Origin of the sequence: Corynebacterium lizhenjunii, assembly GCF_011038655.2 — a bacterium.
GTDB lineage: Bacteria > Actinomycetota > Actinomycetes > Mycobacteriales > Mycobacteriaceae > Corynebacterium > Corynebacterium lizhenjunii.
In genome coordinates, this window is record NZ_CP064954.1 from 2,188,683 (window position 1) to 2,207,532 (window position 18,850).

Here is an 18,850-nt window from a genome sequence, read left to right on the forward strand (position 1 = left end):
AATCTTGGCGACCCTGACGGGACTTGAACCCGCGACCTCCGCCGTGACAGGGCGGCGCGCTAACCAACTGCGCCACAGGGCCATATTTCATTATCGTGGTGCTCTCTGGCACGGCTCATTACTCTACACAACGATAGGAAAGCTCAACAAATCCGCACCTCAATCAGCGTTTTCGCCCCCTCTTCTAGCCGTCAGCGCAGCAACGGCGCCCCCTGCCGGGCCCATGAAGCGCGGCAGGCGCAGGCCCAAGCGCTACGCAGGCACAGCGGCAAGCGCTACGAAGGCACAGCACTGCACAGACGCAAAAGTGCCGGCCTCAAAATTGAGACCGGCACTGAAAGCGACCCTGACGGGACTTGAACCCGCGACCTCCGCCGTGACAGGGCGGCGCGCTAACCAACTGCGCCACAGGGCCATATTCGTTTATTAACGTACGAAGGGAGAAGTCCTTCGTACCCCCAACGGGATTCGAACCCGTGCCGCTGCCGTGAAAGGGCAGTGTCCTAGGCCGCTAGACGATGGGGGCCCGTCGCACCAGGCGACTTTTAGAACTATACTGTACAAGCCAATGCTGACAAAATTGCGCAAAAAAGGAGCCAGAAAACCATGCCTGAGCAGCCACAACCTTGCACTTGTCACGAGCCCGGAGTCCACGGTTATAACTCAAATGCCCAGTCTAAGTCGCGCTACCTTGCCCGCCTGCGCCGCATCGAGGGCCAGGCCCGCGGCATCCAGCGGATGGTCGATGAAGACCAGTACTGCATCGACATCATCACCCAGATTTCGGCAGTCACGTCCGCGTTGGAAAACGTCGCCCTCGCCCTCCTGGAGGATCACATTGCGCATTGCGTCGCCGGCGCGGCCAACAACCCCACCGAAGCCAACGCCAAGCTGGAGGAAGCCATGCACGCCATCAAGAAGATGGTCAAAAGCTAGCCCCCTGCAAAGCTTGCCGATGTTGCGGCATCGGCAAGCTCTGGCTAAATAATACGGGCAACCTGCCAGACTCCACGATGAGTGAGGTGATTGTAAAGATTGTGGCCGGCACTGTGCTCCAGCACACCGGCGACGTTGCGCACGCTATCCGGGGCGCACATATTGCCCGGCAGGGTCGCCGCGCGCAGGTTCACGTAGCGCACCCCGGCCTGGGCGGCAGCCTGGGACAATGCCGCCCCCACCGTGTCCTCACCGGCACGCACCGCACCCGCGAAGTCGAGGTTGAAGCCCGCGCGCTCCCCCTGAACGCGAACGGGACACACCGCGCCGTTTTCCGCAGCAATAGCCGGGTAGCCCACAATGACCACCTCGGCGCCCGGGGCTGCCTCGCGCACCCGGCGCACGTGGTTGACCACCGCAGAGTTAAAGACCCCTGCACTCGAGCCCATCTGGCCGGCCAGAATATCGGGCAGATCGTTTGCACCGGCCTGGATAAAGACTTTCCCGGTTGCCGGGCCTAGGTCCCCGCGGGCGATGGCTCCGCTGATTTGGTCGCCAACCGAGCGCCGAGCCGACGGACCGGCCATCTTGGCCGCCGAGCAAGCATAGTTGGCCACAGAGACCCGGTGAATTTCCCCATAAGCCTTAGCAACGGTCTGATCGCCCTGCGGGCAGCCCTGGGGAGATGGCGCGCCCGGCTGAGAGCCGAGCCGCGAGTGGGAGGAGAGCCCCGAGCGCTCGAAGTGGCCGCGAAGCGAAGCGACGTCGCGGTACGCAGGGTTGGCCAGGAAAGAATCGCCGAAGAATACTGCCTGCGCCCCGGCCGGTTGGGCCCCGGCCACCGGAGCCACGGCACCAAGTGTCGCAACAAAGGCGACAGAGGCGACAACAGCCATCGTCGCGCGGGCTGTGGCGGTCCGTGCTGCGCGGACCATGGCGAACCTGCCTGCAAGGGCCGTGGTGGACCTGCCTGCAAGGGCCGGGGCGGATGCTGCGCTGGACACAGCGGTCCTCACGGTGGCTATACGGTGGCGCAGGCGTAGGGAATAGCGGGCGGCCATAGCTTAAAATTGCTCCTCTATTAAGACAACAGTCACAACGGCAAAAATTTTAGCGCATGCTCCCCCACCCTGCCCTTTACGGGCCATTTTCCGTAGTCGCGAGCTGACTAATTCCCGTGCGACAGCTGGTCCGCGCGCTACCACGGGCCGGTAGTCCCATCACCTCTGGCTGCTTATCCCACTTCCCGCGGTGCACTCGTTCCATCGCCTCTACACGTTGATCCCATCTGCCCCACGCGCTACCTGTATATGAAACTATCCCGCGATATATACAAGTAGCCTCGATCCCGATCTGCGACCTGGGAAAACGGATTCACTCAGGGACCACCTGTATATGAAACTATCCGGCGATATATACAAGTAGAGGGACCGGGTTCACTGGCTTGGGAGTGCCGGGGCCGAGGGGGCCGGGGCGGGCCCAGGGGGCCACGTCATCAGATGTGCAACTTGGTGCCAACACATTTTGACCATTAGGCCCATTCGGCCCGACAACAGCAGCAAACCCCCGGTCAATCACGACCAGGGGTTTTGGCTAAAAGTGGGCCCTCCGGGGCTCGAACCCGGGACCTGCGGATTAAAAGTCCGTAGCTCTACCAACTGAGCTAAAGGCCCAACGCCGCACTAGTTTACTAGCCAGGGCGGCAAAGACGAAATAACCCCCGGACTCAGCTGAGCCGGGGTCGGGCTAAGCAAAGCCAGGGGACCGGCTAAAGCTGAGCCGGGGTCGGGCTAAGCAAAGCCAGCGACCAGGCTACAACCAGACCACGGGCCCGTCTACAACCAGGGCACGGGCCAGGGCTAAAGCTAAGCCGGGGGTTAAGTCCGCAGCACGGTGCGATTAGCCGCGCATATCGCCCTTCTCAGCGAAGTTGACCTGGAAGTCGAAAGCGGTCTTCAGGTCATGCGGGGTGTGCTGGAACTTGTTGGCCTGTGCGCGCTCGAAGTACTCCTGCAGCAGTGGACGGTAGTCCGGGTGAGCCACCGCAATAACCTTCTCCGCACGCTCACGCGGAGCCAGGCCGCGCAGGTCTGCTACACCGTACTCAGTGATGATGACCATGGTGTCGTGCTCGGTGTGGTCGGTGTGGGAGACGAACGGCACGATAGCGGAGATGGCGCCGTCCTTAGCCACGGACGGGGAGACGAAGGTGGTGATGTAACCGTTGCGGGTGAAGTCACCGGAACCGCCGGTACCGTTCATGATGCGGGAGCCGCCCACGTTGGTGGAGTTGATGTTGCCGTAGATGTCGGCCTCGATCATGCCGTTGGAGGAGATCAGGCCCACGCGGCGGATGACCTCCGGGTGGTTGGAGATCTGCTGCGGGCGCAGGATGATGGACTCGCGGTACTTGTCTGCCTTCTCATTCATGCGGTCCGCGTACTCGGGGGACAGCGCGAAGGAGGTGGCGGAAGCCACGGTCATCTTGCCGGCGTCGATGAGGTCCACCATGCCGTCCTGGATAACCTCGGTGTAGGCCTGGATGTTTTCAAACTTGGAGTCCAACAGGCCAGCCATCACGGCGTTGGGAACATTGCCCACGCCGGACTGCATGATGAAGCCGTCGTACGCCAGGCGGCCAGCGGCGACCTCGCCCTCCAGGAACTCAATGAAGTTGGCGGCGATCTTCTCAGAGACCTCATCCGGTGCCTTGAACGCGGCATTGCGGTCCGGAGCGTTGGTCTCCACGACGGCAACAACCTTCTCCTTCGGCAGCTCGATGAAGGTCGTGCCAACACGGTCGCCCGGCTTGGTAATCGGGATGGGCTGGCGGTTGGGAAGCTTCTCAAGCTTGTAAATGTCGTGCATACCCTCAAGGTTGAGGGACTGCCACTCGTTGACCTCGATGATGATCTTTTCAGCAGCGTCGATGTACTCCAGGTTGTTGCCCACTGCGGAGGACGGCACAATGTTGCCGTCCTCGGTAATGCGCACTGCCTCAATGATGGCAACCTGGAAGTCGCCGTAGAAGCCTTCCTCTACCTGCTGGCCGGAGTGGGACAGGTGAATGTCCTGGTAGAGGGCGGTGCCGTCATTGAACTGGTTACGCAGCAGTGGGTCAGAGTTGTACGGGGAGCGGAAGCGGATTGCTTTTGCCTCTGCCAGTACACCGTCGCAGTCTGGTGCGGTGGAGGCGCCGGAGAACAAGTCGATGGTGAACTCTTCACCCTTGGCGTGAGCGGCCTTGGCCTTTTCCGCAATAGCGGCTGGCAGGGCCTTGGGGTAACCCGCACCGGTGAAGCCGGAGATGCCTACCCGGTCACCGTGGTTTACATGCTTCGCTGCCTCCTCTGCGGAAACAACCAGGTCCTTGTAATAACCGATACGCTCAGTCAAAGCGTGCCTCCTCATATCAAAAAGGTTGAAGTGTGCATCTCAGGCTCCCGGCACGCACACATCGCGCGCCCCGGTAGGCTGACGTTACGCAGACCACAATAGCGAATTTTTGTTATAGGGGCTAGCGATGAAGGAATTTGCCTGCAACCTGCCGGAAGTAGAGAATGTGGGAGTGAATGTGCGCATTGGAAATATCGAGCTAGCCTCCCCGGTCATCCTCGCCCCCATGGCCGGGGTTACCAACGTGGCTTTTCGCACGTTATGCCGCGAACAAGAGCTCGCCCGCACAGGCACTGTTTCCGGCCTCTATGTCTGCGAGATGGTCACCGCCCGCGCTTTGGTGGAGCGCAATGAAAAGACTCTGCACATGACCACCTTCGCTCCGGAGGAAAACCCGCGCTCCCTGCAGCTTTACACGGTAGACCCGGACTACACCTACCGGGCGGCGAAGATGATTGTGGACGAAAACCTCGCCGATCACATTGACATGAACTTTGGCTGCCCTGTGCCCAAAGTCACCCGCCGCGGGGGTGGTTCTGCCCTCCCCTACAAGCGGCGCTTGTTTGGCAATATCGTCGCCGCCGCGGTCAAGGCAACCGAAGGAAGCAGGGTCCCGGTCACGGTCAAGATGCGCATTGGTATAGACGATGAACACCACACCCACCTGGAGGCGGGCAGGATTGCGGTGGATAACGGGGCATCGGCAGTGACGCTGCATGGGCGCACCGCAGCCCAGCGTTACTCTGGCACGGCACGGTGGGAGGAGATTGCTCGCCTCAAGGAGCACTTGGCGGACACTGGCGTGCCGGTGCTGGGTAATGGGGATATTTTTCGGGCCGATGACGCGAAGCGGATGATGGACGCGACCGGTTGCGATGGTGTGCAGGTGGGCCGCGGGTGCCTGGGCCGGCCGTGGCTTTTTGCGGAATTGTCCGCCCAGCTGCGCGGCCTTCCGCTGCCTGCGCCGCCTACGTTGGGCGAGGTCACCCAGATCATCATTCGACATGCGGAGTTGCTGGCTGCCTATGATGGTGAGCGCGCGGCATCGCGGGACATCCGCAAGCATATTGCCTGGTACATGCGGGGTTTTCCGGTAGGCGGCCAGGTGCGTGCTCAGCTGGCGCAGGTTTCCTCCCTGCAGGCTCTGCGTGATTTGCTGGCCCCGTGGGCTGACTCCGATGCCGTGGCTGACGATGCCTCCGGCCCGCGCGGCCGCCAGGGGTCGCCGTCCAAGGTGGCGCTGCCCGACGGTTGGTTGGATGACCCTGAGGATGACACTGTGCCTGCCGGGGCGGACATGATGAACTCCGGGGGTTAGACCCACCCGGTTGGCCGCCATGGCATCCGACCACCGGCTGCACTGCACACTGGAGGTGCCGGAAGCGTGCGGGAGCATGCTCGAGCGTGCGGGAGCGTGCGGGAGCGTGCGGGAGCATGCGAGAACGTGCGGGGCGTGCGGGGCGTGCAAAAGGCGCTCGCACATTATAGGATTTGGGGCATGCGAGCGGCTTATCGTGAACACCTAGACAATTTCTCCCATGACCTCATTGTCATGTGTGACACCGTCCGCGACATGCTCACCCTAGCCTCCCAGGGACTATTGCATTCTGACCTGCAAAAAGCCGAAGAAACCCTGTCTTTAAAAGACGAGTTGGAAGAAACCCGCGCCCGCTGTGAGTCCCGTGCGGTCACTCTACTGGCCCTGGAAAATCCCATGGGCAAGGACTTGCGCCAAGTGGTGTCTTCCATCTATATCGTTGAAGACCTTTTCCGCATGGGCCAGCTGGTGCGCCACGTGGCCAACACTGCCCGGCGCCGCCACCCGGAGTGCGCGGTGCCGGAGGAGCACCGGGGATTTTTTGAAGAGATGTTCCGTATCTGCCTGCAGATGGTGGCCCAGACGCGCGACATCCTTATCGAACCGGACCCGGAAGTCGCCATCGCCGCGGCTAAGGATGATGACGCCATTGATGATATTAATGAGCACATCATCGGCTTGCTCACCATGCGCGAGTGGGGCCACACCACCCGCCAGGCCGTGGACATGGCACTGTTGTCACGCTTCTATGAACGCTTCGCTGACCACGCCGTTAGCGTAAATTCCCGGGTGGTCTTCTTGGTTACTGGCCTAGCCCCCGAGCAGTACCTGGCCAAGAAAGATGAAGACGCCCAGCATGATGCTTTCGAGGCCCGCTTCGAGGCCCTGGAGCGGCAATTCCGCCGCTAAGCCTGGGCTGATAGGTGTGTGGCCAGGAGGTCGGCCTCATCATCGGATCTACAGCCGCGCGAAATGCACCGGAGTGGTCTCCCAACCACCGGTCGGGCTGCGCCGCGCACTACGTCCGCTAGGGCCACTTTGCAGCTCAATCTCATAGTCGCGCAGCAGCCGCGTAAAGAAGGCCTCCAACTCACGCAGGGAGAGCTCCTTGCCGGGACACGCGTGCACGCCAGTGCCCCATACCAGGTTGGCGTCTGCATGCGCTTGCGAGTCGAAACCGGAAAAGACGCTCGGGTCCAGGTTGGCGCCCGTCCAGTGCAGCCGTACGCGCTGACCGGCGGGAACGTCTTGCCCGCCGATGCTCACCGGGCAGGTGGTGATACGCCGGTTGGACACAAACGGATCATCCATCCGCAATAATTCATTGGCTATAGCAGCAAACTCTTCTGCCGATGCCCCCTCCCGCAACCGCTCCTGTACCTCCCGGCGGGTGGCCAGGCCCTGGGCTATGACGATGATGCACTTGGCCAGCGAACGCAGGTCCCCCGCCGTCCAATTGCGCAGAATAGAGACGATCTCTGCATGTTCAAGGTCGTGGCTGTGGGCCAGGTGGTGAGTGACTGAACCCTTGGGAGCTGCCGCCACGGCCTGGGTGACTAGCTGGTCATACTCCTGCGCCACCGCTGCGGCAAGTTCCCGGTCCTTGACCGCCGCGAGCTGTTCACTTCGCTCCATCCAGTCCAGCAGCGGAGCCTCCAACGCGGCGAGCCAGCTTAGCCACCGCAACATGGCGCGCACTGCAAAAACATCCGCAGCCCGGGTGGGGTCTTGCATCAATTCGCCATCTGCGACTACCTCATCTGCCACGGCCGCAAACTTCCCGGCAAACTCCGCAACAACCTCTGGTGCCAAGTAGCTATCGACTAACGCGCGCACCCGCTGGTGCTCCTGGCCGTCCAAACCGTTGGGAAGCTGCAAGTGGGCAGAGACCGCGGAGGAAAACACCTGCGGATTCTGCGCTGCCTCCACCACCTCTTTGTGACCGACTATCACCAGCTCACGCTCTCCATCTTCGCCCTGGAGCGTCGCCCCCACCTTGTCTTGGTGGAGAGCAATGGCATACTCGCGGGGATCCTGCTGTGGTTCACGCTGGCATTCATGCTCGGGTTCATTCTGGGGTTCACGGGGGCGTTCATGGTCAGTCATGGCTCCTACGTTAGCCCTGCCAGAGGCGGGACAAACCCTTGGCCCCGCCAGGGATCTAGAGGGTGTCGCCGCCGGTGCCTTTGCGAAGCATGGGCACGCGCCTCGCCTGCCTGTCCACGCAAGCAGAAGCATCTGGCTCACGCAGCAGCAGAGCGCTTGCCACCAGGATTAATCAGCGGCAGCACTAGCGAACCGATGAGCTGCCACGCGTCAAGACTTCGCATTATGTATTGACCCTTCTAGCGGTTCAGCCTTGCCCGGCGGTCACGGACCCAAATGACCAGGGCGCAGATCTTCTGGACCGCCTTGCTAAAGATGAACGCTGCCAGCCCGATCCCTACGAAGGCCAACACCGTGCCGATGCCGTCTTGACTGGCCACAGAAGCGCGTAGTCCCAAGGAGAAAGCCAGGGCGAACCCGGTACCCATCATCAATGAATACAACGCGATGTCAAAGCCATTCTGCATTACTTTGAGGTTTAAGTACACGCCAAGCAGGCCTAACGTTACCCCACAGGCAACTATCTGCCACACAGGAAACTGCGTAGGCGCCCCGTAGCGATACGTGTCCCAAAAGGTGGTGGTGGAATTCCAGGACAACCAAACCACCGGCGGAATTAAGCCACACAGTGCAGCCTTTGCACTACCCACAAGCATGCGCCGTCGCGCGCCGGTGTCCCCGGTGCGATTGGCCGTCCGCAAAGCCCTGCGAACAACTGGTGTGCCAATCAACGCTAGCAACACCAGAGGAATAGCCATCTCCGCCAGAAACTGAGTCTCATGAAAGCCCACTACCCTAACTCCTTGCCGATTTAATAGGGTGGTGGCCAGCCGCCGCTATCCAATACGAATCTCGAGCCTTCACGGTAACTCCTAGGGATAGGGGACATAGTGTCTCCAATCACTATACGTCGCCGAGGAAAGGCGCGCAGCGACTTTAGGGCGAGATCAGCCGAAGAATTTTAGGGCGGGCCTAGCCGAAGGACTTTAGGGCGAGATCAGCCGAAGCGGCCGGAGATGTAGTCCTCAGTTTCCTTCTTGGCGGGGTTTTCAAAGATCTGCTTGGTGTCGTTGAACTCGACTAAGTGGCCGGGCTTGCCGGTGGCTTCCAGGGAGAAGAAGCCGGTCTTATCGGACACGCGGGCGGCTTGCTGCATGTTGTGGGTAACGATGACGATGGTGAAGTTTTCCTTCAACTCGTGAATGAGGTCTTCTACCGCCAGCGTGGAAATGGGGTCCAGGGCGGAGCAGGGCTCGTCCATGAGCAGGACCTCCGGTTCCACAGCGATGGCTCGCGCGATGCACAGGCGCTGCTGCTGGCCGCCAGAAAGCCCACCGCCGGGCTTGTCCAGGCGATCTTTGACCTCATCCCACAGGTTGGCACCGCGCAGGGAACGCTCAGCGACCTCCTTGAGCTTTTTCTTATTCTTCTCCCCCGCCAACTTGAGGCCGGCGACCACGTTTTCTTCAATAGACATGGTGGGAAACGGGTTGGGCTTTTGGAAGACCATGCCGATGGTGTTGCGCACGGAGACCGGGTCTACCTTGGGGTCATAGATGTTGTGCCCGTCTAGGAGGATCTCCCCGCGCACCGAGGCTCCCGGGATGACCTCATGCATGCGGTTAATAGTGCGCAGCACGGTCGACTTGCCGCAACCGGAAGGGCCGATGAACGCCGTTACCGCCTGGGCGGGAATGCGCATGTTCACGTTTTGAACGGCGTGGAAATCACCGTAATAGATATTGACATCGTTGAGGACCAACTTAGACACGGGCTGAGGCTTTCTGTGTGGGAGGCGAACGGGTGGCGGGTGACAGGGCCGGGGCGCTACTTCTTTACGGAGAACTTCGCAGAGATATAGCGCGCCGCGATGTTGAGCACCGCGATAATGAGCACCAGGGTCAGTGCCGCGCCCCAGAGCTTGTCCAGGACGGCGGGCTGGGCGCCGGCTTTGTACATGTCCAACATCATCAACGGCAGGGAAGACTGCGGGCCATGGAAGGCATCCCAGTTAATGGAGGACGACGTTCCCACCAGCACCAGCACTGGGGCGGACTCGCCCATAACGCGGGCTACGGCCAGCATGATGCCGGTGACTATGCCAGACAGCGCGGTGGGCAGGACAATTTTGGCGATGGTCTTCCACTTGGGAACGCCCAGGGCGTAGGAGGCCTCGCGCAATTCCATGGGGACTACGCGCAGCATCTCTTCGGTGTTGCGGACCACAATGGGGATCATCAGCAACACCAGCGCCAAGGCCACGGCAAAGCCGGAGCGTTCAAAGCCAAACAGCGTAATCCACAGGGCAAAGACGAAGAGGGCGGCCACGATGGACGGCACGCCGGAGAGCACGTCCACCATGAAGGTGGTCATGCGGCTGAGACGGCCACCGTTGGAGTACTCCACCAGGTAGATGGCGGTGAACACCCCAATGGGCACAGAGATAACCGTGGCCAACAGGGTTTGGACAAAGGTGCCGATCATGGCGTGGGCTGCGCCGCCGCCGGGCTCGCTATTGGTCACGCCGCGCTGGGAGATCATCCACCAGTCAGCGTTGACCAACGCGCCGTGGCCACGGGAAACCAACTCCCACACCACCCACAGCAGTGGAATTAGTGCCAGCGCCATGGTGGCCCACACCGCGACGGTGGCGAGGGTGTTGGTGGCTTTGCGGGTGGGCGAAATCTCCAGGAAGGTCGGCTGCTGGGGCGCGCCGGTGAGCTGGGTAGTCACAACAAGTCTCCTTAGTGCTTGCTCTTAACGATGGTCCGGGCAACAGCATTGACCACGAAGGTCAGCAGGAAGAGCATGAGGCCCGCAGCAATGTAGGCTCCGGCGCGCATCTCATTACCAAACTCCGCAGAGGCCAAGGCAATGGCCGTGGCAAAGGTGGTACCGCCATCGAAGAGGGAGAAGCGGAAGTCCATCAGTGGTGAGATGACCATGTACAGCGCCATGGTCTCACCCAACGCCCGGCCCAGGCCCAACATGCAGCCAGCGATATAGCCGGACTTGCCAAAGGGCAGCACCGTCATGCGGATGACTTCCCAGCGGGTAGCACCCAGCGCCAGGGCAGATTCAATCTGGCCAGGCGGGGTTTGAACAAAGACTTCGCGAGCGGTAGCTGCGATAATCGGCACAATCATCACCGCCAGCACAATGCCACCGGTGAAGATATTGCGGCCGGTAACAAATGACGGCGAGTTATCATGCAGAGTAAAGAGGAAGAACCCGCCGGCCCAGGACTCCAGCCAGGTGTAGAAGCCGGACAGCGCCGGGCCCAGCACCTGCCAGCCCCACAGGCCGTAGACAATCGAGGGCACTGCCGCGAGCATGTCCACCAAGAAACCCAACGGTTTGACCAAGCGCAGCGGCGCATAACTGGAGAGGAAGATGGCAATACCCAGGGCTACCGGCATAGCAATGGCCAAGGCCACCGCAGAAATGAGCACCGTATTAGCAAAAAGGGTGGGGATGCCGAATTGCATAGCGGAGGTATTGGTGGTGTCCCAGCGTTCCGCGTAGGTGAAGAAGCCCACCAGTCCACCCTCGTTTGCGGCCAATGCCGGCACCGCGCGCCACAGCAAGAAGGCGGCAATCGCGGCGATCATCACCGTGATCAACGTAGCTGAGGACGTGGAGAGGAATTCAAAGACGCGGTCCGCCGGGCGCTTAATCCCGCGCGCCGGGTCAGCAGCGCCAGCACCAGAACCAGCGCCAGCACCAGCGCCAGCGCCAGCACCAGAACCAGCAGCAACGGCACCGGGACCAGCAGCAACGGCACCGGGACCAGCAGCGGCGGCACCTGCGGCATCGGCAGACTCCGCAGTGCTGGCGCCTTGACGCAACAGCGCCTCTAGCTCCGCATCGAAGTCCTCATTGAGTTTATGGGCGGCCATGGGGCGTTCCTCTTTCGTGTGTAGGGGTTTAAGCGATGGCGTCTACTGCGTCGCGCAGGCGCTGCAGGTGAGTGCCGGTGACGGGAATGAAACCGGCCTGCTCCAGCTGCGCGCCCTGGTTGTCCAAGGCGGTGCTAAAGAACGCCTTGACCAGGTCAGATTGGCTTTGGTCGTAGCCAGCTGAGCAGACGATGTTGTAGGTGGTCAGAATCAGCGGGTACGCCCCTTCCCCACGGGAGGCAAACAGGGCCTCGGTGTCTACCACCATGTTGTGCGGGGAGTCGGTGTCCTTGAAGGCGAGGGAGTCCAGGGCGGCTTCGACGGTCTGGTTGTTTAGTTCAACCCGGCCGGAGCCGAAGTCGACGGTGGCCACGCGGATATTCTCGCGCCCCTGGGCAAACCCGGCCTCCACGTAGGTGATGGCACCGTCGATCTTCTCTACTTGGTCAGCCACGCCGGCAGAACCGTTTGCACCTTCGCCCACGGTGTCAGGAAATTGCTTGCCTTCGCTGTTCCAGGCGCCTGTGGAGGCGGCGAGGAACTTCTGGAAGTTGTCGGAGGTTCCGGACTCGTCGGAGCGGAAGATGATGGTGATGTCCTTGTCCGGCAGCGCCACCCCGGGGTTGTCGGCGCCGATAGCCGGGTCATTCCAGGTGGTGACCTCTCCGCTGAAGATGCGTGCCAGGTTCTGGGTGGACAAGTTGATGGTCTCTTCCACGCCATCCAGGTGGTAGGCAATGGCCACCGGGCCGATGGTCGACGGCAGGTGCCAAGCCGGGTTGCCCTCACAACGCACGGCAGCTTGGTCTACTTGTTCGTCCTTGAGGGCGGAGTCGGAGCCGGCGAAAGTGGCGGTGCCGTTGATGAAGGCCTCAATGCCCGCCCCCGAGCCGGAGGCGTTGTAGGACAGGTCCGCCTTCGGGTAGGCCTCGATGAAGGCCTTTTGGAACACCGACATCGCATTTTGCTGGGAGGATGCACCCTCGCCCACCAGTTGGCCGGTGATGTTATCAGCGTCAGCGGCGGTGGTGGCTGGGTCACTGGATTCGGTGCATGCCACCAGGGCAAGGGGGGTCAGCGCCACGGCGGCACAGGTCAGAAGACGGGGAATGACAGTCTTGGAGTAGCTCACACAGCTCACCGTATCCGCCCAGGGTTAAGCCCATAGGGGCACTTTGGTGAACTCTTGGTGAACTTTGCTCCAGATGGTGTTCTAGTCTGCCAGGCCTAGTCTGCCGATGCCCCCTCATCCGCAAACGTCGTATGGCGTTGCGCTACCCCAAAGCCCAGCTTTTCATAAGCGCGCACCGCAGGTGCGTTGTCGGCTTCCACATAGAGGATGACCCGGCGCGCCCCCTTGGCTAACAGGGCCGCCAACCCAGCTCGCAGCAGGGGTGCGCCCAGACCCCGGCCGCGGGCGTCGTTGGCCAGTCCGACCACATAGACCTCGCCGAAGTCGCCGCCAGTGTCGCCGCCACTGCTGTCATCCTGGCCGTCGCCGCCAGTTTCCTGCGCATGCCACTTGAGCCAGTGGAACCCAGCAAGGCGGGGTTTGTCGGCCTCCGCGGCGGTGTCCCACAGCAGCAGCACCAGTGCAGGGTCAAACCACTGTGCCTCCATACCGCGGCGGAGCCTGCCGATGTCCCATCCCCCTTGCTCTGGGTGCCACTCAAAGGCCTCATTATTAACGCGTACCCACTCGGACTCGACATACTCACGTCCCCACCGCGCCACGGCCTCCGGGTAGGACAGCAGGCACACTCCTTCGGGTAGCGCGGCAGCCTCGGGCTGGGCAGCGGCTGGTTGCGCGGCGGCCTCTGGTTGGGCGGCGGCTGATTGCGCAGCGGCTTCCAGGTGGGGAGAGCGCACCTCCATGACCAGCAGCTCGCGCCGCTGCTGCATACCGTGGGCCTGCGCTAGCGCCTGTGCCGACAGGAGGTTTCCGTGGGCCCACACCTGTAGCGGGCCCAACTCGGCGCGGGCGGCTTCCAGCAAGGCGGTGGCCACCCCACGTCGGCGCCACTGCGGGTCCACGGCTAACTCGACTACCGGGCCATCGGCGGCCAAGATGCCCACCACCTGCGGCGCACCCGGGACGGTGGCGAGGAAGTGACGGTGGGCAAGGCGGGCATCGGCAAGCCCTAGAAGATACTGCTCGGAGAAGGCGGCGGTGGAATCGGCAGACTCGACGCGCTGGAGCAACTGCCGGACGGCGGGCACCTGGTCTTGAGCCAGGCTCGAACTTATGGACAAATTAGTCATGGCGCCCCAGCCTAGCGGGAGTGCGCGGGGCGTGCATGGGGTAAGAATATAAGGATGAAGGGACGCAAAATAGTGTCAGCGGGCCTAGCCGTGGTGCTGCTGGGGGCCGTGGTGGACCTGGGCACGGCCATGCATGCCGAACACGCCATCTCCACCCAAGTGCAGTCCACCGCCAACCTGGAAACCCCGCCGAGCGTCTACGTGGGCGGCATGCCCTACCTGGCTGCGGCCGTGACCAAGGAGATTCCGCTGGTGGAAGTCCACTCTACTGACGTCGAAGTCCCCGTACTGGGTCTGGTCAATGCCTCCACCACCTTGCGCGATGTCACCGTAGAGCCCCAGCAGGTCTTAAGTGGGCAGCTTGCGGGAGCGCAGGCCTCGACGCTGTCGCGTTCCATCAGCCTGGACGGGGTGGCGCTGGGCAGACTGCTGGACATGACGGACCTGGACATTGCCCACCCCAAGAACATCTCCCCTGGGGGCGGCACCTCTGCCGAAGCCACCCTGACCGGTACCATTGCCGGTGATACTGAGCCCACCACCGTCGAAGTGGACCTGCGGCTGGTGGGCGAGCGCTTCTACATGCGACCTACCGACGCCCCCGATGAGCGCGCACGGGAAGCATTTTCGCTCTCCCTGGACACACGCAAATTGCCGCTTCCCGGCCAGGCCACCAAAGTTAGCCTGCGCGGCGGGACCATTTCCTTTGAAGTCCAGCGGCGGGATATTCCGCTGCACCTGGGGTTACTCTCCCCGCTGGAAATCGACGGGGAGTTTGACAGCAATGGCAAACAGGCGGGGGCAGGGACAGCAGCGGGCTAGGGGCAGACCGCGCGGCGCGGCGGCAGGGGCCTTTGGCACGGCGCGGCAGGGGCCTTAGCCGGGGCGGTGCTGGCGGGGAACTTTGGCACGGCGCGGCGGCAGGGGCATCGGCAAGCTACGGGGCAAAGACCTCAATGGCTTGCGGGATGGAGCGCAACACCACGTGGTGCAGGCGGCCCTGGGACTCGCCATCGGCCTGGAAGCGGTGGTGGCCGGGGACGGAAAGTTCGACTAACTGGGCATCGTCAAACTGCACCACGCGCGTGCGCGTGAAGTGGTGGGCGCCAAAGAGGTACATCAAGCCCGCCAGGCCGGCCGGCCCCTGCAAATCACTGACCCCAAACAGTCCCAGACCGTGGTCGAAGGAATTGCGGGGGTTGGTGACCATGGGCAACGGGCCCAGGAAAGACCACGGGTTAGTATTGGAGGCAAACAGCAGGGGGATGGCCTCGAGGGAGAAGGTGCGCGCGCCGTTATCAGCAAACACGTTAATCTGCGGCGGATTACGGCGCGCACGGTGCCACCCGCGCAGGGAAGCCCAAAAATAGCGCACCGGAGTCGCCGCCCTGCCCTGCTGGCGCGCCCGGTCCACCGCAGCGAGGATGTCCGCATCCAGACCAAAACCAGCATTGACGGCAAACCAGCGCTGGTTAAACGTACCCAGCCGAATGGAACGGCGCAGGTCATAGGCCATAGTGCCCGCCAGCGTCTGGGCCGCAAGCACCGGATCATGGTCAAAGCCCAGCGCACGGGCAAACACATTGGCGGAACCGGTAGGGATCACGCCGAGCACCGGAAGCTCCTCCGCAGGCGGCTGCGTACCCGGAGTGCCCAGGAGGCCATTGACCACCTCGTTAACGGTGCCATCGCCACCCAAAACCACCACCGCGGCGAAATCCTCCCGCCGCAAACCCCGCACCAGCTCCTCTGCGTGCCGAGCGCGATGTGTCAAGCGCACCAACAGCTGCAAGTCCGGGACCTTGCGCAGCTGAGCCACCACGGCGCGCACCAAAGCGTCCGACTGGGAGGTGGAGTTGGGGTTAGCAATGAGCATCACGCGCATGAGCTCCCAGCCTAGTAGGAAGCACGGGCTAGTGGGAAGAGCGGGCTAGTAGGAAGCGCGGCGAAATGGCAGGTAACCTAGATCCCCATGACGCAGACTCACCCAGAAAACGATCCGAACACCCTCAACGGCAATGATGCCGTCAACCAGGCCGCCGAAGCCTGGAAGGACGCCGCGGAGCGCAACATCCCCGCCATCGAGGTCGCCGAAGTCCCCGTGCCTGCCGATACCGCCAACCTGCGCCAAGGCCCCTCCCTCCACGATGGCCTGTTGGCTCTGCTGCCGCTGGTGGGCGTGTGGCAAGGCGAAGGCCAGGCCCACGGCAGCGATGGCGAGCAGTACTCCTTTGGCCAGCAGCTAGTCATTGCCCACGACGGGGAAAACTACCTCACCTTTAGCTCCCGCACCTGGAAGATTGATGCCGAAGGCCAACCGGTAGGCCCAGATGTGCGCGAAACCGGTTTCTGGCGTATCTCGCTCAAGGATGAAATTGAGATGACCTACACCTCGTCGAACGGTGTGGTGGAAATCTTCTACGGCGAACCCTTCAATGAGCGCGCCTGGTCCCTGCAGTCCGCCTCCACCATGGTTACCGAAACCGGCCCAAAGACCTTGGGCCCCGGCAAGCGCATGTATGGGCTCATGCCGAATAACAACCTGGGGTGGGTAGACGAGCGCCACGTGGACGGCGAGATGCGCCCGTACATGTCCGCAGAGCTCTCCCGCGTGGCGGGCTAGGCGGCGGGGCTAGGCCCACACTGCGGCGTTCATCATCTCCCGCAGCTGCGCCGCGTTATCCGGCTCCGGCAACACCGTGCCATTAAGGGCGGTGACCCGCACCGGCCCGCGGGTAGAAGACACCAACCATACGGAGTCCGCCCCCAACAAATAGTCCAGGTCCACGGCTTTGGCTTTGCAGCGCCACCCGGCGGCATCGGCAGCAGCAAAAATAGCCTGCTGGGTGGTGCCACGCATAACCCCTGGTGCCTGCGGCGTGCGCAACTTGGAACCTTTGGCGGTAATCACCGTGGAGCGCGAGCCTTCCAGCACCTGGCCGGCGGCATCGACATAGATGACGTCTTGCGCGCCGCGGGCCCGGGCGTAGCGCAGGGCCGCCATGGTCGCGGCATAATTAATGGTCTTGGCCGGAAACTCCTCCGGTAACTGCCAGGTGCGCTCCAGGGAGATGACTTCCACCCCGTGCGCGCGCTCGGCCAGCGTGGCGGCGTCGATGGCCTCCACAGTCACCCAGGCGGAGGCGATGCCGGTGCTGGCCCGCCCGCGGGTGTAGGTCCAGGTGCATTTGCCCTCGCCCTCGCCCCACTCCTCCACTGCGGCCAGGGTAGCCTCGCGCCATTTCTCCAGGTGCGGCTCCGGCAGCTCCATCGCGCTTGCCGATGCCCCAAACCTCTCCAGGTGGCGCTGCATATTAGCCACCCTCCCGCCGCGCACCAGGAATGTTTCAAAAATGCCGTCACCACGGGTAATTCCCAGGTCATCCGGGTATAGCAGTGGCAGCGCGTGGTTGTGGCGGCGAATAGACCCGCCATAGGGCTCGATCACGTAGGTAATCGGCGCGGCGGCGGGTTCGGTGCGGGGACTCATACTGGCAATTATGCCTTACCATGGGCGGTTATGAATTATGTTTCCCCGCTTCTTTCCCGCCCGGGGGCTACCCCACTGCAGCACCCCTCCCCCGTCGATGCCGCCGGAGTGGCCTGGCATTATGGCAGCCCACTGGTGGAGCAGCGCTGGGTAGAAACCGGCACGGTGGTGGTGGATCGCTCGCACCGGCGCGTGCTGCGCGTAGCCGGCCCGGACGCCGCGGAGTTCCTAAACAATCTGCTCAGCCAAAAGCTGGTGGGTGTTGCGCCCGGTTTCCACGCCGCTGCCCTGGATTTGGACATGCAGGGCCACATCCTGCATGCCGCAGAGGTCACCTGCACCGCGCCCGATGAGTTCTACCTGGACCTGCCCGCCGCGCAGGCCGCGACCCTGGCTACCTTCCTGCAACGCATGGTCTTTTGGTCCCAGGTCACCGTAGAAGAGACTGACCTGGCGGTGCTCAGCCTCCTGGGCGCTGGCCTACCCGAGCTTGCCGATTCCCCCGTCTACTCCCACCCCGTCCCCTGGCAGGGGTGCCCGCGCCACGACATAGCAGTACACCGGGGCCAGGTAGAGGGTGCGGTGGCATCGTTAGAAAAGCACGGTGTACGCCTAGCGGGACTGATGGCCTTTAGCGCAGAGCGGGTGCGCGCCCGCGAACCGGAGCTGGCCGCCGACCTTGACCACAAGGCGATTGCCCACGAGGTCCCACACTGGATTGGCCGCGGGGGTCGCGCCGGGGCCGTGCACCTGGACAAGGGCTGCTACCGTGGGCAAGAAACTGTGGCGCGGGTGGAGAACTTGGGGCGTTCGCCGCGCCTGTTGGTCATGCTGTACCTAGACGGCTCCGCGCCCACCACCCCGGAGCCTGGCCAGGACATCACGCTGGGCGGGCGCCGGGTGGGCCGCATGGGCACGGTGGTCGATGACTGCGACTACGGGCCCATTGCCCTGGGGTTGGTCAAGCGCTCTGCGCTAGCGGCCGGCACGCAGTTACAGTGCGGCGACGTGGCCCTTAGCGTGGATCCGGAGTACATTCCCACTGATGAAGGCCCCCAGGCGGGACGTGTCGCAGTCAACAATTTGCGCGGACGCTAGATTTTGGCACGCCCTAAGGGGGTGGTGAGGAATTTTTTCCGTTCACAGGCTATTGTGTCTAGGAGGAAGATACTGTCAACGATTAACGCCTTCATACACCTCAAGGGGGTCATGCACATGGGACGCGGACGCGCGAAGGCAAAGCAGACCAAAGTTGCCCGCCAGCTGAAGTACAACTCGCCTGAGATGGACCTGGACTCGCTCCAGCGGGAATTGGCCTCGCAACAGCCAAGCAGCGACTGGGATGATGACGACGAGGTGGACTACGAAGACACCTACGCGCAGTACCTCGATGATGAGGATGACGACTAACTCCTTCCCTACCCCGCCCGCAGCCCGGGCGGG

General features: G+C 62.5%; 18 protein-coding genes and 4 tRNA genes. 7 read left to right on the forward strand and 15 right to left on the reverse strand.

The window, feature by feature from the left end; translation table 11 throughout:
• Positions 1–5: 5 nt before the first annotated feature.
• The 3 genes from G7Y31_RS10120 to G7Y31_RS10130 form a co-directional block, all read right to left on the reverse strand.
• Positions 6–82, reverse strand: a tRNA-Asp gene (locus G7Y31_RS10120).
• A gap of 259 nt (positions 83–341) precedes the next feature.
• Positions 342–415, reverse strand: a tRNA-Asp gene (locus tag G7Y31_RS10125).
• A gap of 38 nt (positions 416–453) precedes the next feature.
• A tRNA-Glu gene (locus G7Y31_RS10130) sits at positions 454–526 on the reverse strand.
• Between the two features lie 80 nt (positions 527–606).
• Here G7Y31_RS10130 and G7Y31_RS10135 point away from each other — a divergent pair.
• On the forward strand, positions 607–936 hold the full coding sequence (locus tag G7Y31_RS10135; protein WP_165007072.1) for a metal-sensitive transcriptional regulator: 330 nt from the start codon (positions 607–609) through the stop codon (positions 934–936).
• Positions 937–980: 44 nt separating this feature from the next.
• Here G7Y31_RS10135 and G7Y31_RS10140 read toward each other — a convergent pair whose 3' ends face one another.
• The 3 genes from G7Y31_RS10140 to G7Y31_RS10150 form a co-directional block, all read right to left on the reverse strand.
• The gene (locus tag G7Y31_RS10140) at positions 981–1,832 is read right to left on the reverse strand and encodes a GDSL-type esterase/lipase family protein (RefSeq protein WP_165007074.1); all 852 of its coding nucleotides are present in this window, start codon (positions 1,830–1,832) and stop codon (positions 981–983) included.
• 704 nt (positions 1,833–2,536) lie between these two features.
• Positions 2,537–2,609 (reverse strand) — tRNA-Lys (locus tag G7Y31_RS10145).
• Between the two features lie 226 nt (positions 2,610–2,835).
• The gene (locus tag G7Y31_RS10150) at positions 2,836–4,332 is read right to left on the reverse strand and encodes a succinyl-CoA:acetate CoA-transferase ScpC (protein ID WP_165007078.1); all 1,497 of its coding nucleotides are present in this window, start codon (positions 4,330–4,332) and stop codon (positions 2,836–2,838) included.
• Positions 4,333–4,459: 127 nt separating this feature from the next.
• Here G7Y31_RS10150 and dusB point away from each other — a divergent pair, with 127 nt between their 5' ends.
• Together dusB and phoU are read left to right on the forward strand one after the other, a co-directional pair.
• Positions 4,460–5,650 (forward strand): tRNA dihydrouridine synthase DusB, encoded by a 1,191-nt coding sequence (gene dusB / locus G7Y31_RS10155; RefSeq protein WP_425321640.1) that lies wholly within the window; start codon positions 4,460–4,462, stop codon positions 5,648–5,650.
• Between the two features lie 180 nt (positions 5,651–5,830).
• Positions 5,831–6,559: a phosphate signaling complex protein PhoU gene (gene phoU, locus G7Y31_RS10160; RefSeq protein WP_165007081.1), complete on the forward strand. Its 729-nt coding sequence runs from the start codon at positions 5,831–5,833 to the stop codon at positions 6,557–6,559.
• 48 nt (positions 6,560–6,607) lie between these two features.
• On the opposite strand, the gene G7Y31_RS10165 is transcribed toward phoU, so the two are convergent.
• The 7 genes from G7Y31_RS10165 to mshD all read right to left on the reverse strand — a co-directional run bounded on the left by G7Y31_RS10165 (position 6,608) and on the right by mshD (position 13,917).
• Positions 6,608–7,756, reverse strand: coding sequence for a cytochrome P450 (locus G7Y31_RS10165; protein WP_165007084.1), 1,149 nt, complete (start codon positions 7,754–7,756; stop codon positions 6,608–6,610).
• Positions 7,757–7,995: 239 nt separating this feature from the next.
• The gene (locus G7Y31_RS10170; RefSeq protein WP_165007087.1) at positions 7,996–8,223 is read right to left on the reverse strand and encodes a hypothetical protein; all 228 of its coding nucleotides are present in this window, start codon (positions 8,221–8,223) and stop codon (positions 7,996–7,998) included.
• Between the two features lie 530 nt (positions 8,224–8,753).
• Positions 8,754–9,527: a phosphate ABC transporter ATP-binding protein PstB gene (gene pstB / locus G7Y31_RS10175; protein WP_165007090.1), complete on the reverse strand. Its 774-nt coding sequence runs from the start codon at positions 9,525–9,527 to the stop codon at positions 8,754–8,756.
• A 56-nt stretch (positions 9,528–9,583) separates the two neighbouring features.
• Positions 9,584–10,489 carry a phosphate ABC transporter permease PstA gene (gene pstA / locus G7Y31_RS10180; RefSeq protein ID WP_165007093.1) on the reverse strand — a complete coding sequence of 302 codons (906 nt, stop codon included), beginning with the start codon at positions 10,487–10,489 and terminating at the stop codon, positions 9,584–9,586.
• Between the two features lie 11 nt (positions 10,490–10,500).
• Complete coding sequence (gene pstC, locus G7Y31_RS10185) at positions 10,501–11,655, reverse strand: phosphate ABC transporter permease subunit PstC (protein WP_235923194.1); 1,155 nt, start codon at positions 11,653–11,655, stop codon at positions 10,501–10,503.
• 28 nt (positions 11,656–11,683) lie between these two features.
• Positions 11,684–12,787 (reverse strand): phosphate ABC transporter substrate-binding protein PstS, encoded by a 1,104-nt coding sequence (pstS, locus tag G7Y31_RS10190; RefSeq protein ID WP_244977376.1) that lies wholly within the window; start codon positions 12,785–12,787, stop codon positions 11,684–11,686.
• A 95-nt stretch (positions 12,788–12,882) separates the two neighbouring features.
• Positions 12,883–13,917 (reverse strand): mycothiol synthase, encoded by a 1,035-nt coding sequence (gene mshD, locus G7Y31_RS10195; RefSeq protein WP_165007096.1) that lies wholly within the window; start codon positions 13,915–13,917, stop codon positions 12,883–12,885.
• Positions 13,918–13,971: 54 nt separating this feature from the next.
• Between mshD and G7Y31_RS10200 the strand changes: the two genes are divergently transcribed.
• Positions 13,972–14,739 (forward strand): LmeA family phospholipid-binding protein, encoded by a 768-nt coding sequence (locus G7Y31_RS10200; RefSeq protein ID WP_165007100.1) that lies wholly within the window; start codon positions 13,972–13,974, stop codon positions 14,737–14,739.
• 115 nt (positions 14,740–14,854) lie between these two features.
• Here the strand turns inward: G7Y31_RS10200 and G7Y31_RS10205 are convergent, their stop codons facing one another.
• Positions 14,855–15,802: a diacylglycerol/lipid kinase family protein gene (locus G7Y31_RS10205; RefSeq protein WP_165007103.1), complete on the reverse strand. Its 948-nt coding sequence runs from the start codon at positions 15,800–15,802 to the stop codon at positions 14,855–14,857.
• Between the two features lie 87 nt (positions 15,803–15,889).
• On the opposite strand from G7Y31_RS10205, the gene G7Y31_RS10210 reads away from it, so the two are divergent.
• Entirely contained in the window at positions 15,890–16,540 is a 651-nt protein-coding gene (locus G7Y31_RS10210) for a heme-binding beta-barrel domain-containing protein (protein WP_165007106.1), read from the forward strand.
• A 9-nt stretch (positions 16,541–16,549) separates the two neighbouring features.
• Here G7Y31_RS10210 and G7Y31_RS10215 read toward each other — a convergent pair whose 3' ends face one another.
• A complete protein-coding gene (locus tag G7Y31_RS10215; protein ID WP_165007108.1) occupies positions 16,550–17,407 on the reverse strand; it encodes an aminodeoxychorismate lyase in 858 nt (285 codons plus the stop codon).
• A 30-nt stretch (positions 17,408–17,437) separates the two neighbouring features.
• On the opposite strand from G7Y31_RS10215, the gene ygfZ reads away from it, so the two are divergent.
• A complete protein-coding gene (ygfZ, locus tag G7Y31_RS10220; RefSeq protein WP_165007111.1) occupies positions 17,438–18,505 on the forward strand; it encodes a CAF17-like 4Fe-4S cluster assembly/insertion protein YgfZ in 1,068 nt (355 codons plus the stop codon).
• Between the two features lie 117 nt (positions 18,506–18,622).
• On the forward strand, positions 18,623–18,817 hold the full coding sequence (locus G7Y31_RS10225) for a DUF3073 domain-containing protein (protein WP_196823567.1): 195 nt from the start codon (positions 18,623–18,625) through the stop codon (positions 18,815–18,817).
• Positions 18,818–18,850: the final 33 nt, after the last annotated feature.

Bases quoted from the DNA above. Each gene is read 5' to 3' on its own strand.
- G7Y31_RS10135 (WP_165007072.1), top strand. From the start codon at position 607: ATGCCTGAGCAGCCACAACCTTGCACTTGTCACGAGCCCGGAGTCCAC.
- G7Y31_RS10140 (WP_165007074.1), bottom strand. From the start codon at position 1,832: ATGGCTGTTGTCGCCTCTGTCGCCTTTGTTGCGACACTTGGTGCCGTG.
- dusB (WP_425321640.1), top strand. From the start codon at position 4,460: ATGAAGGAATTTGCCTGCAACCTGCCGGAAGTAGAGAATGTGGGAGTG.
- phoU (WP_165007081.1), top strand. From the start codon at position 5,831: ATGCGAGCGGCTTATCGTGAACACCTAGACAATTTCTCCCATGACCTC.
- G7Y31_RS10165 (WP_165007084.1), bottom strand. From the start codon at position 7,756: ATGACTGACCATGAACGCCCCCGTGAACCCCAGAATGAACCCGAGCAT.
- G7Y31_RS10170 (WP_165007087.1), bottom strand. From the start codon at position 8,223: ATGCAGAATGGCTTTGACATCGCGTTGTATTCATTGATGATGGGTACC.
- pstC (WP_235923194.1), bottom strand. From the start codon at position 11,655: ATGGCCGCCCATAAACTCAATGAGGACTTCGATGCGGAGCTAGAGGCG.
- mshD (WP_165007096.1), bottom strand. From the start codon at position 13,917: ATGACTAATTTGTCCATAAGTTCGAGCCTGGCTCAAGACCAGGTGCCC.
- G7Y31_RS10200 (WP_165007100.1), top strand. From the start codon at position 13,972: ATGAAGGGACGCAAAATAGTGTCAGCGGGCCTAGCCGTGGTGCTGCTG.
- G7Y31_RS10205 (WP_165007103.1), bottom strand. From the start codon at position 15,802: ATGCGCGTGATGCTCATTGCTAACCCCAACTCCACCTCCCAGTCGGAC.
- G7Y31_RS10210 (WP_165007106.1), top strand. From the start codon at position 15,890: ATGACGCAGACTCACCCAGAAAACGATCCGAACACCCTCAACGGCAAT.
- G7Y31_RS10215 (WP_165007108.1), bottom strand. From the start codon at position 17,407: ATGAGTCCCCGCACCGAACCCGCCGCCGCGCCGATTACCTACGTGATC.
- ygfZ (WP_165007111.1), top strand. From the start codon at position 17,438: ATGAATTATGTTTCCCCGCTTCTTTCCCGCCCGGGGGCTACCCCACTG.
- G7Y31_RS10225 (WP_196823567.1), top strand. From the start codon at position 18,623: ATGGGACGCGGACGCGCGAAGGCAAAGCAGACCAAAGTTGCCCGCCAG.